This is a genomic window from Pseudoalteromonas sp. ASV78 (assembly GCF_047806705.1).
GTDB lineage: Bacteria > Pseudomonadota > Gammaproteobacteria > Enterobacterales > Alteromonadaceae > Pseudoalteromonas > Pseudoalteromonas prydzensis_A.
Window position 1 is genome coordinate 842549 of the sequence record NZ_JBLOPA010000001.1, and the last position, 19213, is coordinate 861761.

General features: G+C 40.5%; 19 protein-coding genes and 1 pseudogene. 18 read left to right on the forward strand and 2 right to left on the reverse strand.

Annotated features, from left to right (window positions below; genetic code table 11):
- Window positions 1-62 precede the first annotated feature (62 nt).
- The 5 genes from ACMVDV_RS03805 (at window position 63) to ACMVDV_RS03825 (ending at window position 4866) form a co-directional block, all read left to right on the forward strand.
- The gene (locus tag ACMVDV_RS03805) at window positions 63-932 is read left to right on the forward strand and encodes a LysR family transcriptional regulator (protein WP_416157242.1); all 870 of its coding nucleotides are present in this window, start codon (window positions 63-65) and stop codon (window positions 930-932) included.
- A gap of 136 nt (window positions 933-1068) precedes the next feature.
- A complete protein-coding gene (locus tag ACMVDV_RS03810) occupies window positions 1069-2286 on the forward strand; it encodes a lipoprotein-releasing ABC transporter permease subunit (protein ID WP_416157243.1) in 1218 nt (405 codons plus the stop codon).
- A complete protein-coding gene (gene lolD, locus ACMVDV_RS03815) occupies window positions 2279-2977 on the forward strand; it encodes a lipoprotein-releasing ABC transporter ATP-binding protein LolD (protein ID WP_416157244.1) in 699 nt (232 codons plus the stop codon). Before ACMVDV_RS03810 ends, lolD begins: the two co-directional genes overlap by 8 nt.
- Entirely contained in the window at window positions 2967-4211 is a 1245-nt protein-coding gene (locus ACMVDV_RS03820) for a lipoprotein-releasing ABC transporter permease subunit (protein ID WP_304185059.1), read from the forward strand. Before lolD ends, ACMVDV_RS03820 begins: the two co-directional genes overlap by 11 nt.
- A gap of 121 nt (window positions 4212-4332) precedes the next feature.
- Entirely contained in the window at window positions 4333-4866 is a 534-nt protein-coding gene (locus ACMVDV_RS03825) for a DUF924 family protein (protein WP_416157245.1), read from the forward strand.
- Here the strand turns inward: ACMVDV_RS03825 and ACMVDV_RS03830 are convergent.
- Window positions 4863-5627, reverse strand: a complete 765-nt coding sequence (locus tag ACMVDV_RS03830; RefSeq protein ID WP_416157246.1) for a spermidine synthase — start codon at window positions 5625-5627, stop codon at window positions 4863-4865. The two genes, ACMVDV_RS03825 and ACMVDV_RS03830, sit on opposite strands and share 4 nt — an antisense overlap.
- Before the next feature lie 135 nt (window positions 5628-5762).
- Between ACMVDV_RS03830 and ACMVDV_RS03835 the strand changes: the two genes are divergently transcribed.
- The 7 genes from ACMVDV_RS03835 (at window position 5763) to ACMVDV_RS03865 (ending at window position 13711) form a co-directional block, all read left to right on the forward strand.
- The gene (locus tag ACMVDV_RS03835; RefSeq protein ID WP_416157247.1) at window positions 5763-6236 is read left to right on the forward strand and encodes a DUF1456 family protein; all 474 of its coding nucleotides are present in this window, start codon (window positions 5763-5765) and stop codon (window positions 6234-6236) included.
- A gap of 345 nt (window positions 6237-6581) precedes the next feature.
- Window positions 6582-7934: an NADP-specific glutamate dehydrogenase gene (gene gdhA, locus ACMVDV_RS03840; RefSeq protein WP_416157248.1), complete on the forward strand. Its 1353-nt coding sequence runs from the start codon at window positions 6582-6584 to the stop codon at window positions 7932-7934.
- 191 nt (window positions 7935-8125) lie between these two features.
- Window positions 8126-9523, forward strand: coding sequence for a M28 family peptidase (locus ACMVDV_RS03845; protein WP_416157249.1), 1398 nt, complete (start codon window positions 8126-8128; stop codon window positions 9521-9523).
- 371 nt (window positions 9524-9894) lie between these two features.
- Window positions 9895-10452 (forward strand): hypothetical protein, encoded by a 558-nt coding sequence (locus ACMVDV_RS03850; protein ID WP_416157250.1) that lies wholly within the window; start codon window positions 9895-9897, stop codon window positions 10450-10452.
- Window positions 10453-10543: 91 nt separating this feature from the next.
- Entirely contained in the window at window positions 10544-11401 is an 858-nt protein-coding gene (locus ACMVDV_RS03855) for a DUF2971 domain-containing protein (RefSeq protein WP_180758396.1), read from the forward strand.
- A gap of 142 nt (window positions 11402-11543) precedes the next feature.
- Window positions 11544-12017, forward strand: a complete 474-nt coding sequence (locus ACMVDV_RS03860) for a hypothetical protein (protein ID WP_416157251.1) — start codon at window positions 11544-11546, stop codon at window positions 12015-12017.
- Between the two features lie 734 nt (window positions 12018-12751).
- Window positions 12752-13711, forward strand: a complete 960-nt coding sequence (locus tag ACMVDV_RS03865; protein WP_416157252.1) for a hypothetical protein — start codon at window positions 12752-12754, stop codon at window positions 13709-13711.
- 321 nt (window positions 13712-14032) lie between these two features.
- On the opposite strand, the gene ACMVDV_RS03870 is transcribed toward ACMVDV_RS03865, so the two are convergent.
- On the reverse strand, window positions 14033-14227 hold the full coding sequence (locus tag ACMVDV_RS03870; protein WP_416157253.1) for a group II intron maturase-specific domain-containing protein: 195 nt from the start codon (window positions 14225-14227) through the stop codon (window positions 14033-14035).
- Window positions 14228-14321: 94 nt separating this feature from the next.
- Here ACMVDV_RS03870 and ACMVDV_RS03875 point away from each other — a divergent pair.
- From ACMVDV_RS03875 to ACMVDV_RS03900, 6 genes and pseudogenes are all read left to right on the forward strand, one after another.
- Window positions 14322-14453 (forward strand): annotated as a pseudogene (locus ACMVDV_RS03875) (IS3 family transposase); the annotation flags it as partial.
- 286 nt (window positions 14454-14739) lie between these two features.
- A complete protein-coding gene (locus tag ACMVDV_RS03880) occupies window positions 14740-15282 on the forward strand; it encodes a DinB family protein (RefSeq protein ID WP_416157254.1) in 543 nt (180 codons plus the stop codon).
- 675 nt (window positions 15283-15957) lie between these two features.
- Complete coding sequence (locus ACMVDV_RS03885; RefSeq protein WP_192540574.1) at window positions 15958-16335, forward strand: hypothetical protein; 378 nt, start codon at window positions 15958-15960, stop codon at window positions 16333-16335.
- A gap of 591 nt (window positions 16336-16926) precedes the next feature.
- Window positions 16927-17757, forward strand: a complete 831-nt coding sequence (locus ACMVDV_RS03890; RefSeq protein ID WP_416157255.1) for a hypothetical protein — start codon at window positions 16927-16929, stop codon at window positions 17755-17757.
- A 334-nt stretch (window positions 17758-18091) separates the two neighbouring features.
- Window positions 18092-18502: a zinc-ribbon domain containing protein gene (locus ACMVDV_RS03895; protein WP_416157256.1), complete on the forward strand. Its 411-nt coding sequence runs from the start codon at window positions 18092-18094 to the stop codon at window positions 18500-18502.
- Window positions 18503-18628: 126 nt separating this feature from the next.
- The gene (locus ACMVDV_RS03900) at window positions 18629-19189 is read left to right on the forward strand and encodes an alpha/beta hydrolase (RefSeq protein WP_416157257.1); all 561 of its coding nucleotides are present in this window, start codon (window positions 18629-18631) and stop codon (window positions 19187-19189) included.
- Window positions 19190-19213 lie beyond the last annotated feature (24 nt).

The following is a 19213-nucleotide window of genomic DNA, read 5'->3' on the forward strand; positions in this document are numbered from 1 at the left end:
TATTTGTTTCTCAAACAATGATAATCTTCATTTCTATAAAACACTTTTACAGTATAGTAATAATGAGCCGTTGGTTAGGTATAGATGAGTTTATTGCCGTGGGCGAAGAAGGCAGTTTTACCCGCGCAGCAAGCATATTAGGGGTATCGGTGGCGCATATTAGCCGCCACGTAACACAATTAGAGCAGCGCTTAAATACTCAATTATTAACGCGGACTACTCGTAAAGTTGTACTGACCAAAGAAGGCGAAGTATTTTTACACCAGACTAAGCAGTTACAGCATGCTTTAGACGACGCTACTGGGTTACTGGCACAACAACAAAGTACACCAAAAGGTAAAATCAAACTCACCGCGCCAGTCATGTATGGTGAGAGTTTTGTGATGCCTGCGGTGCACACCTTTATGCAACAGCACAGCGATGTTGAAGTCGAAATGGCATTGAGTAACGAGCAAGAAAACCTACTGGAAGGGGGCTTTGACTTGGCTATTCGTCTGGGTCATTTAAAAGACTCTAGCTTAAAAGCACGGCGTTTAAGTGAGCGCCACTTTGTAATTTGCTGCTCAACAGCGTATTTAGCCCGTTATGGTGAGCCTCATACCTTAGCTGAATTGCAATATCATCAATGTTTAGTCGGTAACAGTAGTTATTGGCGTGTTTGTGAACAAGGACGTGACAAACATATTAAAATAGCAGGGCGATTGCGGTGTAACAGTGGCTGGGCGTTAGCTGACGCGGCTAAAAAAGGGCTGGGTATTATTCAATTGCCGAATTATTACATTGAAAGAGACTTAGCAGCGGGGGATTTAGTGCCGATTTTAACCAATAACCAGCCAAAACCAGAAGGCGTGTGGGGGGTGTATCCACCGCGGCAGTTTGTGGCAACCAACGTGCGCGCATTACTTGATCATCTTATTAAATCTCTAAACTAAAGTTTAATTAAAGTGGCTCAATTTTAATACAGCAGTGGATTTGTCATTAATTTTTACATTTTTGCGCATACCCAATCGCACTTTATCTATGCTAGTATGAGCCCAGAATTGGCATTAAATGTAACCATAAATAATTATGTTTCAACCTGTTAGCCTGTTTATCGGGCTGAGATACAGCCGCTCCTCGAAAGGGAACGCATTTATCTCGTTTATTTCGTTTTTCTCCATTGCCGGTATCGCTATAGGTTTAATGGCATTATTTACTGTCAGCTCAGTGATGAATGGGTTTGAAAATAACCTTAAAACTAACATGCTGGGCCTTATTCCCCATGTTGAAATTGCAGCTGAGGGGCAAACACAAGCACAAATGACGCAACTGCAAAATGATATCCTGGCGTCAAAGTTTGTCAAACATGCGAGTTTGTATCGCCATGGTGAGGCTATTTTGCAAACCAACCGTGATCTTCATGGCGTGTTATTGCAAGGCTTGTACGATGATAACGCGTCTTTGTATAAAATTAGTGATAAAGTTGTTCAAGGTAACTGGCAAACCGTTATGGCATCGCGCTATAACATTGCCGTTAGCCGTTACTTAACCAGAAAACTTGGTATTGGTTTAGGCGATAAAGTGCGAGTGATTATGCCTAATGCATCCACTTATACACCACTTGGTCGAGTTCCTAGCCAACGTTTATTCACGGTTGCTGCCATTTATGAAACCGGCTCCGAAATCGATATGAGTTTGGCTTTTACTAGTGGCGAATCGTTGCAACGCGTGTTAAAGCTACCAGCAACTAGCGCGCCTAATTTAAGCATTTCCCTCAACGATCCTTTTGAATTAGATACCTTTAGCGCATCAGCGAGTAATATTTTAAGTCAGCATTCGGTGACTGATTGGCGTCAATCGCAAGGTACTTTATTTGCCGCGGTGGCGATGGAGAAGCGAATTATGTCAATGCTGCTCGCGCTTATTGTGTTAGTGGCGGTATTTAATATTGTCTCTGCGTTGACCATGATGGTGAGTGAAAAACAAAGTGAAGTGGCTATCTTACAAACCCTTGGTTTAACCCCCGCGCAAGTGCAGCAAGTATTTATGATCCAAGGTTTATACAATGGTTTGATTGGCACCAGTATTGGCGCAGCACTTGGCCTGTTACTCAGTGCATATATTAACGAAGTGTTAGCTGGGATAGGTTTAAACCTGTTAACAGGGATTGCTCTACCGGTTAAATTTGACGTAATGAGTTTATCTGTTATTGCCGTTGGTAGCATCACCATGAGCTTTTTAGCTACTTTATATCCGGCGCGTAAAGCTGCCAATGTTAGCCCCGCAGAGGTATTGCGTTATGAATGATTTAGTTATCCAATGTCAACAGTTAAGCAAAGTCTATCAAGATGGTGCCAGTGAAGTAGAGGTATTAAAAGGCATAGATCTAACCTTACAACAAGGTGAAATGCTGGCAATTGTTGGTAGTTCTGGCTCTGGTAAAAGCACCTTGTTGCATATTTTAGGCACCTTGGATTCACAAACTGCTGGGGTTGCTAAAATTAAAGGCCAGCAAGTTGCTAAATTATCTCGTGCTGAGCAAGCAAAATTTCGTAACGATCATTTAGGCTTTATTTACCAGTTTCATCATTTGTTGATGGAATTCAATGCGGTAGAAAATGTTGCGATGCCTCTATTGATCAAAGGTCTCAGCGCTAAACAGGCCAATGTTAAAGCCTTAGCAATGCTTGAAAAAGTTGGCTTATCTCATCGTTGCGACCATAAACCATCGATGTTATCAGGTGGCGAACGGCAACGGGTGGCGATTGCGCGCGCATTAGTAACAGAGCCTGATCTGGTATTGGCTGATGAGCCGACAGGTAATTTAGATAAACAAAACGCAATTAAAATTTACGATTTGATCAAAGAGCTTAATAGCAGTTTAAATACCAGTTTTGTGGTAGTAACCCATGATTTAGAATTAGCCGACAAACTGGGCAAAATTGCGTATCTTGACGATGGTAAGTTGGCAGTCAAAGAGGCCAGCTATGTTGCTTAGTGCCTATTTAAGTAAACGTTTTAGGGCAAGCTCTGGCAGCAGCGATGAAAAAAATGGTTTTGTTAGCTTTATTGCCAAAGCGTCAACCATTGGTATTTTACTCGGTGTTGCCGTGCTGATCGTGGCGTTGTCAGTGATCAATGGTTTTGAACAGCAACTAGTACATCGTTTATTAAGCGTTGTGCCACAAGTTGAGTATGTTGCGCCAAATCGCGCGATTGATAATTGGCCTGAAAAAGTGGCAAAGCTCAAACAACAGCCCGGTGTCACCGGTGCTGCACCGTTTATAAGCGTAAATGGTATGGCGCAGTATAAAAGTGAACTGAAAGCGGTTGAAGTACGCGGTGTAGATCCTGCTTTTGAAAGTGAGGTCTCTGCGGTTAACCAGTTTACCCATGGCAAGTTGGTCAGCCAGATCAGCGAAGACGAAATTATTTTAGGCCAACAAATTGTAAAACAGTTAGGGGTTGAGCAAGGGGAGTTAATTACCTTATTGATCCCCCAAGTAAATCAAACTAGCACGGAGATATTAGCGCCAAAAAGAGTGACCTTAACCTTAGCCGGCATTATTGAGATGGGTGGGCCAATCGATAGTACGGCGGCATTTATTCATCTAAGTAAAGCGCAATCAGTGCTTGGCTATGAACAGCTGCAAGTAACCGGACTTCGTTTAGCGGTAACCGATGTTTTTCAAGCGCACCAAATTGCGCTACGGGTTGGCCAAACAATCGATGACTATGTGTATATTTCTAGCTGGTTTAGAACCCAAGGCAGCTTGTATCAAGATATACAAATGGTCAGAACCATTGTTTATATTGTGGTATTTTTAATTATTGCAGTGGCGAGTTTTAATATTGTTTCATCGTTGGTGATGGAAGTGCGAGAAAAACAGGCCAACATTGCCATTTTAAAAACCATGGGCGCAAAAGACAGTACAATCTTAGCAACGTTCATTTTACAAGGGCTTAGCCAAGCCTTTATTGGTGTAGTGCTTGGCAGCTTTATTGGTGTGATGCTAGCGCTGAATATCAGTGAGCTATTTACTTTAGTGAGTCAATTACTCGGTGCTAATCCGCTCGAAGGGGTTTATTTTATTGAGTTTTTACCCAGCAAGCTGGTTTGGCAAGACATTGTGATCACCGTGATAGTTACTTTTATGCTTGCGGTACTGGCAACCATTTACCCCGCATGGCAAGCAACCCGTGTTGATCCTGCCAAGGTGCTTGGTAACTAAGCGTAGCTACGCAAATAAATTATTTTAATTATGCAATGGCGTGTTTTTGTCGTGTTATTACGATCTTTGCCGTCATTTTTTGGTTTAATAGCTAAGCGTAAATATTATAAAAGGAGGCACTATGTACGCATATCAGCAAGTTCTTGATTATTGGTTTGATGAGCTAGGCCCATCAGGATGGTATAAAAAATCAGCAGCAACGGATGCGACGATACGGGCGAAATTTGCAGACCTGTTAATGGCAATAATACAAGGTGAGTGTGCCAGCTGGCGCACCACTGCACTTGGTTCATTAGCGGAGATCATAGTGCTTGATCAATTCTCACGTAATATTTACCGCGATACACCACACGCATTTAGCCAAGATCCGCAAGCACTTACCCTTGCCCAGTTTGCAATCGAAAAAGGCTTTGATAAATCACTGCCCGAGTCGCAACGGGTGTTTTTTTATATGCCGTTTATGCACAGCGAATCAAAATATATTCATAGCCTTGCACTAGCTTTATTTAAAGGTTTAGCAAACGAAGACTATGAACTTGCCCATAAAAAGATTATTGATCAATTTGCCCGTTACCCGCACCGCAATGAGATTTTAGGGCGACCTTCAACGGCTGCCGAGCTCGCTTTTTTAAGCCAACCCGGCTCGCGTTTTTAATTCTTCGTATACAATAACTGTTTGATATTTTCAGCTAGATTTGCCGTATTAATATTGTCGCACAGTTGTATATTCTCTATTGTAATGCCAGCTAAACTGGCATTACTGGCGATCACGACAATATTTTTAAACTGCTTAAATTCAATCACAATAAACTCGTTAAACAATGAGCGCAGTAATAACAGTAAGTTGATCACCTGTTGCTCGTTGCTTGGGGCGAGATTGATGGCTATTTTCCCACGTGGCGTAAGGTGAGTAAAACAGGCATGCCAAAACGCGTGCTTTTGTAACAGTGCTTGTTGTGACTGGGCGCTAAAAATATCGATTAAAATCACATCAAAACGCTGCTGGCACTGGGCAATAAAATGCTCAGCGCAATCATTAATAATTGGCGTAGTTTCGTCGAGTAAAAAATACTTCTGCGCTGCTGCAATAATATCAGCGCTGATTTCAACTGAGGTGAGCTTAATAGCGGACTCCTTTAAGGCGCGTTCAAAGCAACCACTACCAGCACCTAAATTGAGTAACTGAGTGTTTGCTGTGATAGGCAATAGGCTGATAAACATTGCCTGATTAACAGGCGCACAGAGTAAATCTGGCTGGGTTTTATCCATAACGCCTTGTATAACGTGATCATCGCCAAGGGTAAACCAGCGATATTGGCCGTTTTCCACGATGCGTAATAATCCATACGGGCTGCGTATATTGGCTAATAGACTGCTATGGGGGAGCTGGGTTAAATCAAGCATCAGTGGTGTCATGTCGGTACTGGCAGATTGGATTGGGGATTGAGTAAAATATCAATAGGGGCGCCTCATTAACTCTGTTAAACTGTGCGGCTTCTTAATAAGCCAGCAATACTTGCTTGGTTGTCTTATCTTACTCTGGAATTTACTTTGACTAATAATGATATTTTACGTCGTCTGCGTTATACCTTTAATTTAACTGATACTAATATGATTGAAATTTTTGCAGCGGCCGATCATGTCGTCACACCACTGCAAGTGACAGGTTGGCTGACCAAAGAAAGTGAAGCAGGGCATGTAGAGCCAAGTGACACTGAATTTGCGACTTTTCTAAATGGCTTTATCAATACAAAACGTGGTAGACGCGAGGGTGAACAGCCGCTTCCAGAGAGCAAACTAAATAATAATATTATTTTAATGAAATTGCGTATCGCATTGAATATGAAAACAGAAGATGTGATTGAGGTGCTTGCCTTAACCGATTTTAATTTAAGCAAGCATGAGTTAAGTGCTTTTTCACGCAAAGCGGATAACAAACATTACCGTGTTTGTAATGATCAAATTTTACGTAATTTTTTAACCGGTATTCAGCTACAACTGCGCCCAACTGTTAGCGGCGAATAATGCATTAGTCGTATCTTGAGGGATCTAAGATATAAACTCCACTAGATACGACATATCTTTGCTTTTTACTTACCCACCTAAAGTTACATTACTGCCAATTTGTCGCTCGCTTGAAGTAGTATTATAATAAAAGCTTATTTATTCACTTAAAGTGAGTAAAAATTGATGCAGTGCTTTATCTTCTCAAATATTATTCACGTTACTGGCCGTTAAATATCCCCCCATAGCATGCTACAGTGTTAAAAATTTCCATTATTTTAAGACTGTTACTGTATGAAACATAAACTTGACCACGTCTATTTCAATATTTGATACAACAAAAACATTTAACACGGAAGAATAATTATGAATTATATCCACACTACCATTGCGCAGTTAAAACACACCAGTCCCGCACAATGCGAATTCTATCAAGCCGTTGAAGAAGTGCTTGAGTCTCTTGAACCAATACTCGAAAACGTGAGTAAATACCAAAAAAACGCCATCATCCAACGCTTAGTTGAACCTGAACGGCAAATTATGTTTAGAGTGCCTTGGCTTGATGATAACGGTAACATTCAAGTCAATAAAGGCTACCGGATTGAATTTAACTCAAGCTTAGGGCCATACAAAGGCGGTTTACGTTTTCACCCCAGTGTAAATGCCAGCATCATAAAATTTTTAGGATTTGAGCAAATTTTTAAAAATGCATTAACGGGTTTAGCCATTGGTGGCGGTAAAGGCGGCGCTAATTTTGATCCTAAAGGTCGCTCCGATGCTGAAATAATGCGCTTTTGCCAATCATTTATGAACGAATTGTATCGCCATATCGGCCCAACAACTGACGTACCAGCGGGTGATATTGGCGTGGGGGCGCGTGAAATAGGCTATATGTTTGGTCAGTATAAACGTTTAACCGGTCGTTACGACGGCGCCTTTACGGGTAAAAGTTTATTGTGGGGTGGCTCACTAGTACGCAAAGAAGCTACTGGCTATGGTGCGGTATATTTTGCTAATTATATGCTGCAAGCACGCGATGGTAGCTTGCAAGGTAAGCGCTGCTTAGTGTCTGGCGCTGGCAATGTCGCAATTTATGCGATGGAAAAACTCTATCAGTTAGGGGCAACCCCGATCACTTGTAGTGATTCAACGGGCACGCTTTATCATGAAGCGGGTATTGATCTGGCACATGTTAAACAGCTCAAAGAAGGTGAGCGGGCAAGTTTAGCCCGTTATGTAGATAAACACAGCGATGCGCAATATATTTCTGCTGCAGATTATCCCGATGATGGCCATGCGGTGTGGCGTTTTGTCGCTGATGCGGCTTTTCCCTGTGCGACACAAAACGAGTTGACCGAGTCCGATGCACAGGCGCTAATTAATAATGGCTGTATTCTGGTGAGTGAAGGTGCAAATATGCCAAGCACGAAAGCGGCCATCGATGTGTTTCTCGATGCTAATATTGCTTACGGGCCAGGTAAAGCCGCCAATGCCGGTGGTGTTGCAACAAGCCAATTAGAAATGGCGCAAAATGCCAGTATGCAAACGTGGACGTTTGCAGAAGTGGATACTAAGCTGCAACAGATCATGAAAAATATTTTTGATACCGCAAGCAATACCGCTGCTGAGTTTGGTGAGCCAGGCAATTTAGTGTTAGGCGCTAATATTGCGGCGTTTCGCCGAGTTGCCGATGCAATGATAGAGCAGGGCGTTGTGTAATTATTTACGTAAAGCTTAGTTCAGTTAGCCCACTATCACAGTGGGCTTGCACTAATTATTATACTGATTATTTCACTAATCGGTGATTAAACGAGTTAATCAGTTGTTAGTCTCAAAATTATTTGCAGCATTTAATCACTCACGTATTGTGGTTTGGGTATTCATTCATCAACAATAAAAGAGCATCAACCATGTTTGAGCAACAAAGCCACCTTCTTGCATCCTGTAAACCTGCAATACTTATTGGTACACTGTTTATTGCCACTAGCACGCTGGCGGTCGAACCAGATCATCAAGATCAAACCAAACTTCATGATATTGCCGCGTCGGTATCGGCTAAGCGGATTGAAAATGACATTCAAACCTTAGTTGATTTTGGTACCCGTCACACCTTGTCCGAGACTAAATCAAATACCCGAGGTATCGGTGCTGCAAGGCGTTGGATAAAGGCTGAGTTTGAAAAAATATCTGCCGAGTGTGGCGGCTGTTTAGAGGTTTTAGAAGTTAAAGACACAATTTCAGGTGAAAAACGTATTCCAAACCCTGTCGAAGTGGTCAATATCATTGCGATCCAACGTGGTACTGATCAGCCTAATCGTATGGTAATGATGTCGGGCGATATTGATTCTCGGGTCAGTGATGTGATGGATTTTACCAGTGACTCACCTGGCGCGAATGATAATGCATCGGGAGTGGCTGGCGTTATTGAATCAGCCCGCGTCTTGTCAAAGTATCAGTTTAACGGCTCGATTGTCTATGCGGCGCTTTCAGGTGAAGAGCAAGGCCTGTTTGGTGGTAAGATTTTAGCGGATTATGCAAAGCAGCAAGGCTGGCAAGTTCATGGTGTGCTCAATAATGACATGATCGGAAATATTACCGGCATCAATGGTGTAACCGATAACACCACCGCACGTATATTCTCAGAGGGCACACGTGTCATTGAAACCAAAGAGCAAGCCCATAAACGCCGTTTTACCGGTGGTGAGGTCGACTCTGCAAGCCGCAACTTAGCCCGTTATATTGATACCATTGCCGATCGCTACATTCCAAATTTAGATACTATGCTCGTGTATCGACTCGATCGTTTTGGCCGAGGCGGTCATCATCGTCCATTTAACGACATGGGCTATGCCGCTGTGCGGGTGATGGAAACTAACGAAAACTACAATCATCAGCACCAAGATTTACGCACTGAAGATGGCATTGTTTATGGTGACACCATCGACGGTGTTGATTTTGATTACACAGCAAAACTAACCTCACTCAATGCAGTGAGCCTTGCAGCTATGGCGTGGGCACCCGCGCCACCAACAGGGGTTGAAATATCAGGTGCAGTGCAACCGAGCACCACCTTAAAATGGCAAAAGAACAGCGATAAAACAACGGTTGGTTACAGAATTTACTGGCGTTATACCAGTGAGCCACAATGGCAGTTTAGCCGTTATGTGGGTAATGTAAACGAAGCAACGCTCACTAATGTAGTGATCGACAACTATTACTTTGGTGTAGCCGCAGTGAATAAAGACGGCATTGATTCACCGGTTGTATTCCCAGGTGATGTGGGCGCATTCGAACACTCGCTAAAGTAATATCAATTTGTAGCGCAAGCCAGCCTTGCGCTACAAATCGGCTGTTATAGCACAAATAGAAGATAACAAGGAATGCTCAGATCAAACATGGTTAAAAAAGCTTTATGAAATGAATTCTCGCCTACCCACACTTAACTACGACATAGCCATAGATAAACAGTAATTGTGTTTGAGTTTTTTTCAACAACTCGCGGGGTTATTTCTTGTATTTTACAATAACAAAAAAACAACAAATACAAATCCCTTGATTTACATTTAGATACAGAGGTAGACTGAAAACATTGAAAAATTCAAAGGATCTTCTGTCTGCAACTCCCGGGTTTAGATCCTTTGAATAAGCTGTTAAATTGCTAAACGGAACATGAAGTTATATGGATGGTTTTACATTTATTTCAGAGATAGTCAAAGCACTTGCATGGCCAAGCGCTGTGATCGGTCTCGTATTTTTATTACGGAAACCAATTGTTGAACTTGTTCCATTAATGAAGAAGCTTAAATATAAAGAATTAGAGCTTGAGTTTTCTCAAGAAGTACAAGACTTAAAGTCTAAGGTAAGCGATGCTCTACCAGAAGAAGACAATCAGCCTCCATTGGGTGTGCCTACACCGTCTAAAGCACTAGATCTTGTTTCATATTCCACACGCGCTGCCATTATTGAAGCTTGGATTGAGCTTGAGGCAGCGGCAGTTGAAGTTGCTAGTTCATTCTGGAGTCAGCCTCCTAGCGATGTATTTCGAAACGATCCAAAACTAGGTGACTACTTACATCAATGTAAAGTTCTAGATGATAAGCAGCTTGTAATCTATAAGAAGCTGCGTCAGCTGAGAAATAAATCAGCTCACGCTGAAGAGCTTAGTTTAAGCGAAAGTGATGCAAGGGCATATGTGGAAATGGCTAGCAATTTAACTAAACATATCAAGAATTTTTAAGCGCAATTTAACAAGGCGCTCAAGCAAGGACGCGCTGACGCGCGCCGCTTAGCTTGGCGTTAGCTTAATAATTTAGGTAATGGAGATAGAGTTGTATAAAGACTACCTTGAATACTTGCATCAAGACAAACCTGATGCTCTTTGGCATTACACATCATTTGATGCAATCAATAACATTGTAAAAGGAAGTGGGAAACTATCTTTTTGGGTTAGTGAAATAAATTTTCTCAATGATCATCAGGAGTATTTTCATGGGTTCAGAGTGCTCAAAGATGTTTTCACAGAGTTTAAAGTTGAAAATCAAGGAAATCCCCTAATCCTACAACATTTAGGTGGTTTAGAATCTTTTTTCCGATTCACTGAAACAATTGGAACAAACTTGTCCTTCGCGCAGGACGCTGGAGTTTTTGTTCTTTCATTGACAAGTCAGAAAGATCTATTGAGTCAGTGGAGAGCTTATACCCCCAATGGGCATGGTGTCTCTATAGGTATTTCTCCAAACTTTGAATCAGAGCTTAATACTAAGAGCCTTCTTTACCCAGTTATATATGATGATGAATTTAAATATGAATATGCTAAAGATTTATTGACAGACTATATCAATGAACCCATGTCTCCGAACGGTGATAATCAGTCCGCAATCTCAGACTTTATTTCGAAAGCTCAAGTTGCATGTACACTAATGAAAGATGCAGGCTTTAAGGAAGAGTGTGAGTGGCGGTACGTTGTCTATGGGCAAGAACATATAAATATCCACTTACGTAGTTCTGACTATTTCTTAATTCCTTATGTTCGGCTAAATGTTAATAGCAGTTGTGTAAAGGAATTGATCATTGGTCCAAACCCTCATTCGGATCTTGCGAAAAAATCACTCGAGTTGCTGCTTGCTAAATCCAATTTATCGGCAGTGCAAGTAACAAAAACACCGATACCTTATCGTGGCAATTAAGCTAACAAACTGTTCAAGAGGGATTCGCAACGCGTGGCATTTTTACTATGCGTTGGTTAAAGTGATTAAGGTGGTTTGCGGCAGCTTCAGTATTGCGTTGCTCACCCCTTAACAGGGCGTTATGTTCTATTGGTAGTGAAGAATGAAAATTGATCCACAATTAATATCCGTTATATCGTTGATGATTGCCGCTCTTGCCGTTGTGGTAGGACCGCTGGTATCTCTTTATATATCTAAAAACCAATCGAAAGCGACATTGCAATTAGCGAAGCAACAATTGCTAGGGCCAATGCGGCAAGCTTGGATTAATGAGTTAAGGGAGCTGGTAGTAGAGGTTACTTCAAATTGTCTTCATTATTGGTCAACAGGTACATATGAAGACTTAGAGAATGATGAGTATCAACGAATTATTCACATCCAACATAAAGTCAGGTTAATGATTAATCCTGCTGAAGAAGATCATGCTAAGTTGTTTAAAGAGATAGAGAGTATGGTTAATGCGGCAGGCGCCTCATCTGGCAAAGAGGATAAAGTTTTTTTTGATGCTTACAATACTGTTATTAGCACGTCACAAGCAGTGCTAAAAAGAGAGTGGGATGTTGTTAAAAAAACATAACAAGCGCAGGTTGGCGGAAAACCTTTTCGCTCCTTCGTCGCTACAAGTTTTCCGCAACTGCAGGCGTTATGTTTACTGAGTAAATATGTCTCATCCTATCTATTATAATTCGATTGTAAATGAAGCCTATTACATTGAGCAGCTTGCATCTGCCAGTAAAAACCATGTATCTACGCTGCTTGAGTCATACAGCTCAGAAAAGAAAGAAGAATACTTAGTCAGCGAGTTTGAAATCGAACATTCTGATTACATTGAGTGGCTGTCTGAAACTGTTAGTAGTCATTTGATCTTGTGTGCTACGAGGACAAGAGTTTTACAAGATAGTTATGACTTCTCAATAGAAGATAATCCTAACTACTCGGCAGATCAGGAATCATTTGAACATTTTGAGTCCATAGTCAAAGTACATGAAGGAGTTTTTAAACCATCCCTTCGAGAGTGCTGCAACAAGATAATCCACGCTACTACATATAATCTAGAATTCGTGAAGAACGAGAGTGGCGCAGAATATTGGACGGGGTGGTGTATGCTAGAAGGTAAATTTCGCAGGGATAGTTGGCGTATTTCAGTGGATGTCACGAAGTTTTGTTTTTCCTTGCGGTATTTTATTAGCATAATCAAATGCCTATAGTAGCCAACATAACAAGCGCAACCACGCGGAACAATTTTCCGCTGCGCTCCAAATTGTCCGGTTTTGCGGGCGTTATAGTGCTTCACCAATACAGGGTTAACTTTTGATTATAGACTTTCCAACAAAAGAAGATTTTTTTAAAACCTCTGAAGATTATTTAAACTCTTCTTGGGACTCAGTCGTTGAGCTATTAAGTGAGTTTGATGAAGTCTTAGGACTGATAGAAGACTCTCCTCATGCTAATGAAGCAGATAGATATTGGGATTCAGCCAAACAGACTTTAATTACTTCCACTGCTTTGGTACAGCAAGCTGTAGAATTTTATATAAAAGGGAAAATAGTAGATATTTCTCCATATCTTTTAATTTCAGGAAACCCTCAATCATGGCCAAAAAACTGTAATAAAAATGATACCTTTTTTTCTGCTTTTAGGTCTCTTGATGCACAAGATCTGATAAAGGTGCACGATACGGTTTGTGAAGTTAGATTCCCTGACAAGTTCATTCAATGGAATGAACGCTTAAGAATAATTAGAAATAAAGTAATGCATACCGTCGATAAAAATCTATCAGTGAAACCAGAAGAGGTACTAGAGTTTATCTTATTTACCTATCATCATTTTTCTGACGATAAAGACTGGTTTAAATCTAGAAAACGGTATTTAGGTAATTCGCCAGTAAACTCAATTAGGCATTTTAAAGAAGAAGCTAATAGTAACGCATACCTAGTTAACGGATTGCTTAATGAATTTACAGTAGTAGTACAAGCATTAAGCCCATCTTTAGTGCTGAAGTATTTTAACTTTGAGAAAAAAACTAGATCGGTTCATTGCCCTGATTGTTATAAAATAGTTTCAGAAATGGATTTCTTCGACCATGAATTCATGGATGGTATTGGAGAAACTTACCAACAAAAGAAAGGCATGGCTGTTTATGATTGTTGCATATGTAACCGTACCGGAACACTCTTAGAACGGCAATGTGAGGAAGAAGGTTGCGAAGGTAACAAACTACATGCTGATAGTGGAATGTGCTTATCATGTGGTTTTGAAAACGCACTATAATCGGGTAGCCGGAGGTTTCTAACTTCCGGCCCCCACACCATCCATCATGCGCTTTTTATTAGCAGAAAGTGCAATAGGGGTTCATCTCCCGTAATGAATATTGATCCAAATATCTCTCAATGACACTAAACCTTGTGAAGCTAAGTAGTTATTGCCTAGCGCAATGTTAATTCCTTTTGTTTTTGAGCTTCTACAAGGGCCTTTACTGGTGATACCACAGGCTATGGCGAGTCGTTCGCTAGCACCCAATTTCATTAAACTGCGTACTTTAGTGCGTGCTATACCTTTATAAAGAGCGTCATTGTCGCCAGTAACACATCCTTATCCTACGCAGACCCAATGATCTAAATCCACCGTTAGCTGATAAGCGTTGGCTATCAGGTAGTAGTGTCCCCAGCCGCGCAAATACTGTGTGAGTTTATGAATTTGTAGGGTCATTGAGATCCCCCAGTTGCGGTTAGTGAGCTCCCTGACATTTGCTTTAAACTTCTTTAACGCCTGTTCGTGGATCTGCACTTGGCCGTAACGAAAGGTAAACTCGAGAAATTTCGAGCCTGATACTGGACCGCCTGACTTTTTCTATTCATTTACATTGAGTTTTAATCGCTTAGTGATAAGTGAAGTAGGTAATTATATTCAGTTTTACAATTACAAACGCAGGCATTCAACGCTTGATTATATGACACCGCATCAGAAATATAATGAATTAAAAAATGCCGCATTAGAATCTCTCCAAAATTAGTTGACCATTACAATATGATGTTTTTGTTCATCAGCTCGCACTTACTTTTATAAAGAATGCTAGCGGCTTCCTACAGACTATCTCTCGCGATTTAGCCCTTGCCATTTGCGAGTGTCTATCGTTAAATAACAGTATGTTATTTAAACGGTGATCTTCCTACAGAGGGCTTTCACCTCATAAGTCAATGTCCATGTCGGGCGTACACAATGTGGTCAACGGGACGCCAACTACGCGGCGCTCCGTTGGCGCCCATTACCATTGGCGTTGTACATGAGAAGGAGGGCCGATGGGCCTGAAACAACATTTTGAATTGCTGGCTTCCTATAATCAGTGGATGAATTCAAAGGCTTATGAAGCTGCGGGTCAGCTCAGTGCAACGGAACTCGCTAAAGATCGCGGAGCTTTTTTTGGTTCCGTTCTGGGTATCTTAAATCACATCGTTGTTGGTGACACCATCTGGCTCAAGCGGTTTGCTACACACCCGTCTTGCTTAACTTCTTTACGAGAGGTTGCAGACCTTCCGAACCCAACCAGCCTGAATCAGATTATTTTTAATGATTTTAGCAGTTTACATAAACATCGTAACTGGTTAGATGAACAAATTATCAACTGGATCGGTGAACTTTCCGATGATGACCTGGGTTACGTTCTCAGCTACCACAATACCAAAGGGGTGTCCGCGAATAAGTGCTATTCAAACCTGCTTCTACATTTCTTTAATCACCAAACTCACCATCGGGGGCAGGTTTCTACTTTGTTATCACAGGCAGGTGCAGATATTGGGGTTACAGATTTATTGGTATTGGTCCCGGAGGAGTCACATGTATAACCAGTCGCTGTTGCCGGACAATTTTTCCATCGCTTCGCGGCTCCAAAATTGCCAAAAGCTCCACGTTAGGTGTTCATGATAACTGAAACTAAAACTTAAGAGTGGTTCTTGCGTGAGCCAAGAACACGAAAATGAATTAGGCAATGTGCTGCTTGTGGTCAATATGGCAGAGGCCCCGACACACCCAATAATATTCCAAAAGTTAATTTTGAGAATATGTTTCCCGTAATGAAGTTGGACGTTCGTGGATTATGCCAATTTTGTGGGCCTAGGTTTAAATAAAACTGTACCAGATTGAAGCAGCTATTGGCGCAGCAGTGACTCATACTTCTTTTGTGTCTTCCTCTAAAGCGCAGCGTCTCTTAACCTCTTTGTGAATAATTCAATTAAAGATTTTTTGCACAAAGAGAAGGGAAGGAGAAGTAAATGAGGATTAACTTGAAGGCAAATATTAGCATGCGTAAAACACATTAATTTAATAAAACTAACCCTTAGCTCCTTAAATAAGCGACTCAAACACCGCCAAAACGCCAATTAAAGCAACAGCAACTCCTTTTTTATATTTCACGTAAACTAAATTAACCAATTGAATCAAAATAGGAACTCGGCTAAGGTTAATGCATCAATAAAAATAAATTAAAAACGAGTAATTCTACAGGCTCGTTAGGTGGTTGATTGAACATTCGAACCTTAAAATTTCCTTCACTTCTTTTAGTCTTGTTTTTACTTCTAGGCTGCGAGCCTGAAATAGCTGATGGAACAGTAAAGTATGGAAAAGTTAACTCTCCATCAGGCAAAATTCAGGCCTATGTATATGAGTATAATAATGAGATGGGTGAGCTAACGCAGGTTATTTTAGATTTCCCAAATGGTTGCGGCGCTGGAGCGGTATCAGCTTATAAAGCTGGTCTAGATTTAGAGTTAAAATGGCGTGATAATCAAAACTTGGAAGTGCATTATCAACAAGGTATAAATTTTGGACGTAATGCAAGTGGTGAAATAATTCAGTGTTATGAATATAAGGTTACGGTGCATTTAATTGAAACAGCGTAAAACACGAACACCGCCTAACACACCAATTATTCCTACCTCAACTCGCTTCTCTGCTTCGTAGGTATATTGTAGCGTTGAGGTTGTAGAGTTACTCCTTTTAGGAACTTGCTCTGCATATTTTCACCTGATTGCTTTTAACCTTTCACCCACTAATTACTGTGATCTAATAGGTATTATTCATTTTATAGTAAATTGTTATGGCTCCTTCATTGGGTAAGGAGTTAAGCTTAATTTATCCTGTCAAAATAAATCCATTTTTATCAATTTCGCTGAACAAGTTGACCTTACGCGGACAAACGATAGTGAATGCCTTCACTTCATTCTGTGGAAAATGTTATTGACTTGTTCACACAATAGAAAGCTGCAAAACACCATAAGATGCCATCTTTTTATATTTCACGTAAACTAAAGTAACCAATTGAATCAAAATAGGAACTCGGCTAAGGTTAATGCATCAAGAAAAATAAATTAAAAACGAGTAATTCTACAGGCTCGTTAGATGTAAGAGACATGCGAAGCACAGTTCTTATAATACTTTTATCCATAATGCTCATATCATGTGGCTCATCATACAGCGTCCCACGTGCCACGTTGCATATCGATGTTACTGATGCAAATCAATTCAATACACTGCAGGGCAGTATTAGAGACTTTCTTCAGGCTAAAGGTTTTGCCGATCTGGGAAAAGATGAAGAAATGCTAGATCTACTAAAGTGGAGCAGTGGAAAGCATAAGGGTGATTCCATCGCTAATACTAATAACGACCAAATAAATTGGATCCATCGGACAAGGCGTTTTAAGAGCGAAGAATTAGAAGTGGATGTGGTAATAATTGATTACTCAGACCTTGCGATCAAAAAGCGTTTTGTAAATTACCCGAGCTCAGAATCAGTAATATCCGATTCTCCAGCTTTGGAATTGAATATCTACAACTACAGGCCTGGAGGTTTTTCAATCGAGGGGCATAAGTTATATGAAGAGATACTTTCATTTATAGAATCAAATCATAATAAGCCCATAAATATTATATTTTCACCCCCTGAAACGAACCAAAAAGAATTTTACAAGGTCTCTGCTATCAATTTTCTTACTGGTGGGGTGTGGTGGCTAATTGTTTATACGATTTCGATTGGAATTTTTGGGTTTATAATAATAAAAACACTAAACCGTACTAAGTTTACAGTTGTTAACAAGCGAGCAATATTTGCTTTGTTTGGAACCATCTTGGCTACACCACTACCTTTTCCAGCTGCAACAATATTTGTGATAGTACTGCCGAGCGTCATGGCTTTGCCTGCAATTGGGTCAGATTATTTCTCACGAATTCAGACTTTTGCTATATCATCATTTATTGTTAGCGCTGCTTTGTGTGTACTCTTATCCATCTATTTCATAAAAGGCAGCAAAAGTGAAAACACCTAACACATATGAGCCTTAACTCTGTCGATTTGGCAGTTAAGCAGGTCGCTTACGGCAAATACATATAAAGAGCGCTACGCAATAATCCTTACATGATTAGCACAGTATTTGCTTATATTCCTCTAAAGCGCAGCGCCTCTTGACCTCTTTGTGAATAATTCACTAAATTTTTTTTGCACAAAGAGCAAAGAAAGAAAAGTAAATGAGGATTAACTTGAAGGCTAATATTAGCATGGGTAAAACACATTACATAAATAGGAATATACGTAAAAGCTGATACTCAATGTATCACTTTACTGTCTCTCGACTTAACATAACGAAAATGGTTAATACGCCAATGAATAAAGTTCCGCTAAATAGAAATGAATACTCGCAAGAATCAAAGCGCTCTGTCGGCCACGAATTTCTCGCAGTGTATTATGAAGATATTAAATACGTTTGCATCAAATGTAACAGTGAGGCTGTATTTCTTGCTGAAGAGCAAAAGCAGGCTTATGAAGTAAGAAAAGAGTATATGTGGATTGAGCGTAAACTGTGCTACACCTGCTGGAAACAAATGCGGGCAATCAAGGCTGAGTTATATAGAGTCGAGCGTGAATACTGCGAAAACAAACCTAAAGCACTATCAAATAAAGAATTCCTTACTCAATGGTTAGATATATTGGAGCTTTATCCAAAGTTTGGAAAAAAGGCGAATTTTGCACGGATAGATTTCGTCAAAAAGCACCTAGCAAATAATGTATGGTGAAGCTATGGAAACAGCGAGAGTAATCGTCTTTATAATTGGCTTTAATTGTATGATAAATTAGTTGTTTACTTCGTATAAAAACAGTGGAATGATAAAAATACAATTACATCATTAAAAAATAACAATATGAAACATCTCGTTGTAATCATTTTTAGCCTTGTATTTAGTGGCTACTGTTTAGCATTTGAAGTTAAGAGCAACACTTTTGTAGGGCAAAAAACCAAGATAGCGCAGCCAATCACTGTGGTACTGCCGGATAACTATTCAACCAATAAACGTTACAATGTGATCTATGTATTACATGGTTTTAGCGGTAACCATACAGATTGGACTAAGTTAACCAATATAGCGCAATTAGCTGATCAGTATGATGTGATTATTGTAAACCCTGACGGTAATTACGGCACTTGGTATTTAAATTCGCCAGTGCTTAACGATTCCCAATATGAAACTTACATAGCAGAAGATGTTGTCAATGATATTGATAATAGCTATTCGACCAATCGGTCTAAAATGAGGCGAGGGATCACAGGTCTTTCGATGGGCGGCTTTGGCGCACTCAATGTTGCTATCAATAATCAACAGGTGTTTGCCGCTGTGACGTCTATGTCTGGTGGTGTGGATTTACGCCCCTTTGCTGCTGAGTTTGGTATTGCAAAAGTACTAGGTGAATGTAAGCCGATATAACAATAGCGATCAAATATGGTCCAA

Excerpts from the sequence above, each read along its gene's own strand:
- ACMVDV_RS03900 (WP_416157257.1), top strand. The coding sequence starts at position 18,629 with ATGAAACATCTCGTTGTAATCATTTTTAGCCTTGTATTTAGTGGCTAC.
- ACMVDV_RS03820 (WP_304185059.1), top strand. The coding sequence starts at position 2,967 with ATGTTGCTTAGTGCCTATTTAAGTAAACGTTTTAGGGCAAGCTCTGGC.
- lolD (WP_416157244.1), top strand. The coding sequence starts at position 2,279 with ATGAATGATTTAGTTATCCAATGTCAACAGTTAAGCAAAGTCTATCAA.
- ACMVDV_RS03850 (WP_416157250.1), top strand. The coding sequence starts at position 9,895 with ATGGATGGTTTTACATTTATTTCAGAGATAGTCAAAGCACTTGCATGG.
- ACMVDV_RS03825 (WP_416157245.1), top strand. The coding sequence starts at position 4,333 with ATGTACGCATATCAGCAAGTTCTTGATTATTGGTTTGATGAGCTAGGC.
- ACMVDV_RS03880 (WP_416157254.1), top strand. The coding sequence starts at position 14,740 with ATGGGCCTGAAACAACATTTTGAATTGCTGGCTTCCTATAATCAGTGG.
- ACMVDV_RS03860 (WP_416157251.1), top strand. The coding sequence starts at position 11,544 with ATGAAAATTGATCCACAATTAATATCCGTTATATCGTTGATGATTGCC.
- ACMVDV_RS03845 (WP_416157249.1), top strand. The coding sequence starts at position 8,126 with ATGTTTGAGCAACAAAGCCACCTTCTTGCATCCTGTAAACCTGCAATA.
- gdhA (WP_416157248.1), top strand. The coding sequence starts at position 6,582 with ATGAATTATATCCACACTACCATTGCGCAGTTAAAACACACCAGTCCC.
- ACMVDV_RS03895 (WP_416157256.1), top strand. The coding sequence starts at position 18,092 with ATGAATAAAGTTCCGCTAAATAGAAATGAATACTCGCAAGAATCAAAG.
- ACMVDV_RS03810 (WP_416157243.1), top strand. The coding sequence starts at position 1,069 with ATGTTTCAACCTGTTAGCCTGTTTATCGGGCTGAGATACAGCCGCTCC.
- ACMVDV_RS03830 (WP_416157246.1), bottom strand. The coding sequence starts at position 5,627 with ATGACACCACTGATGCTTGATTTAACCCAGCTCCCCCATAGCAGTCTA.
- ACMVDV_RS03805 (WP_416157242.1), top strand. The coding sequence starts at position 63 with ATGAGCCGTTGGTTAGGTATAGATGAGTTTATTGCCGTGGGCGAAGAA.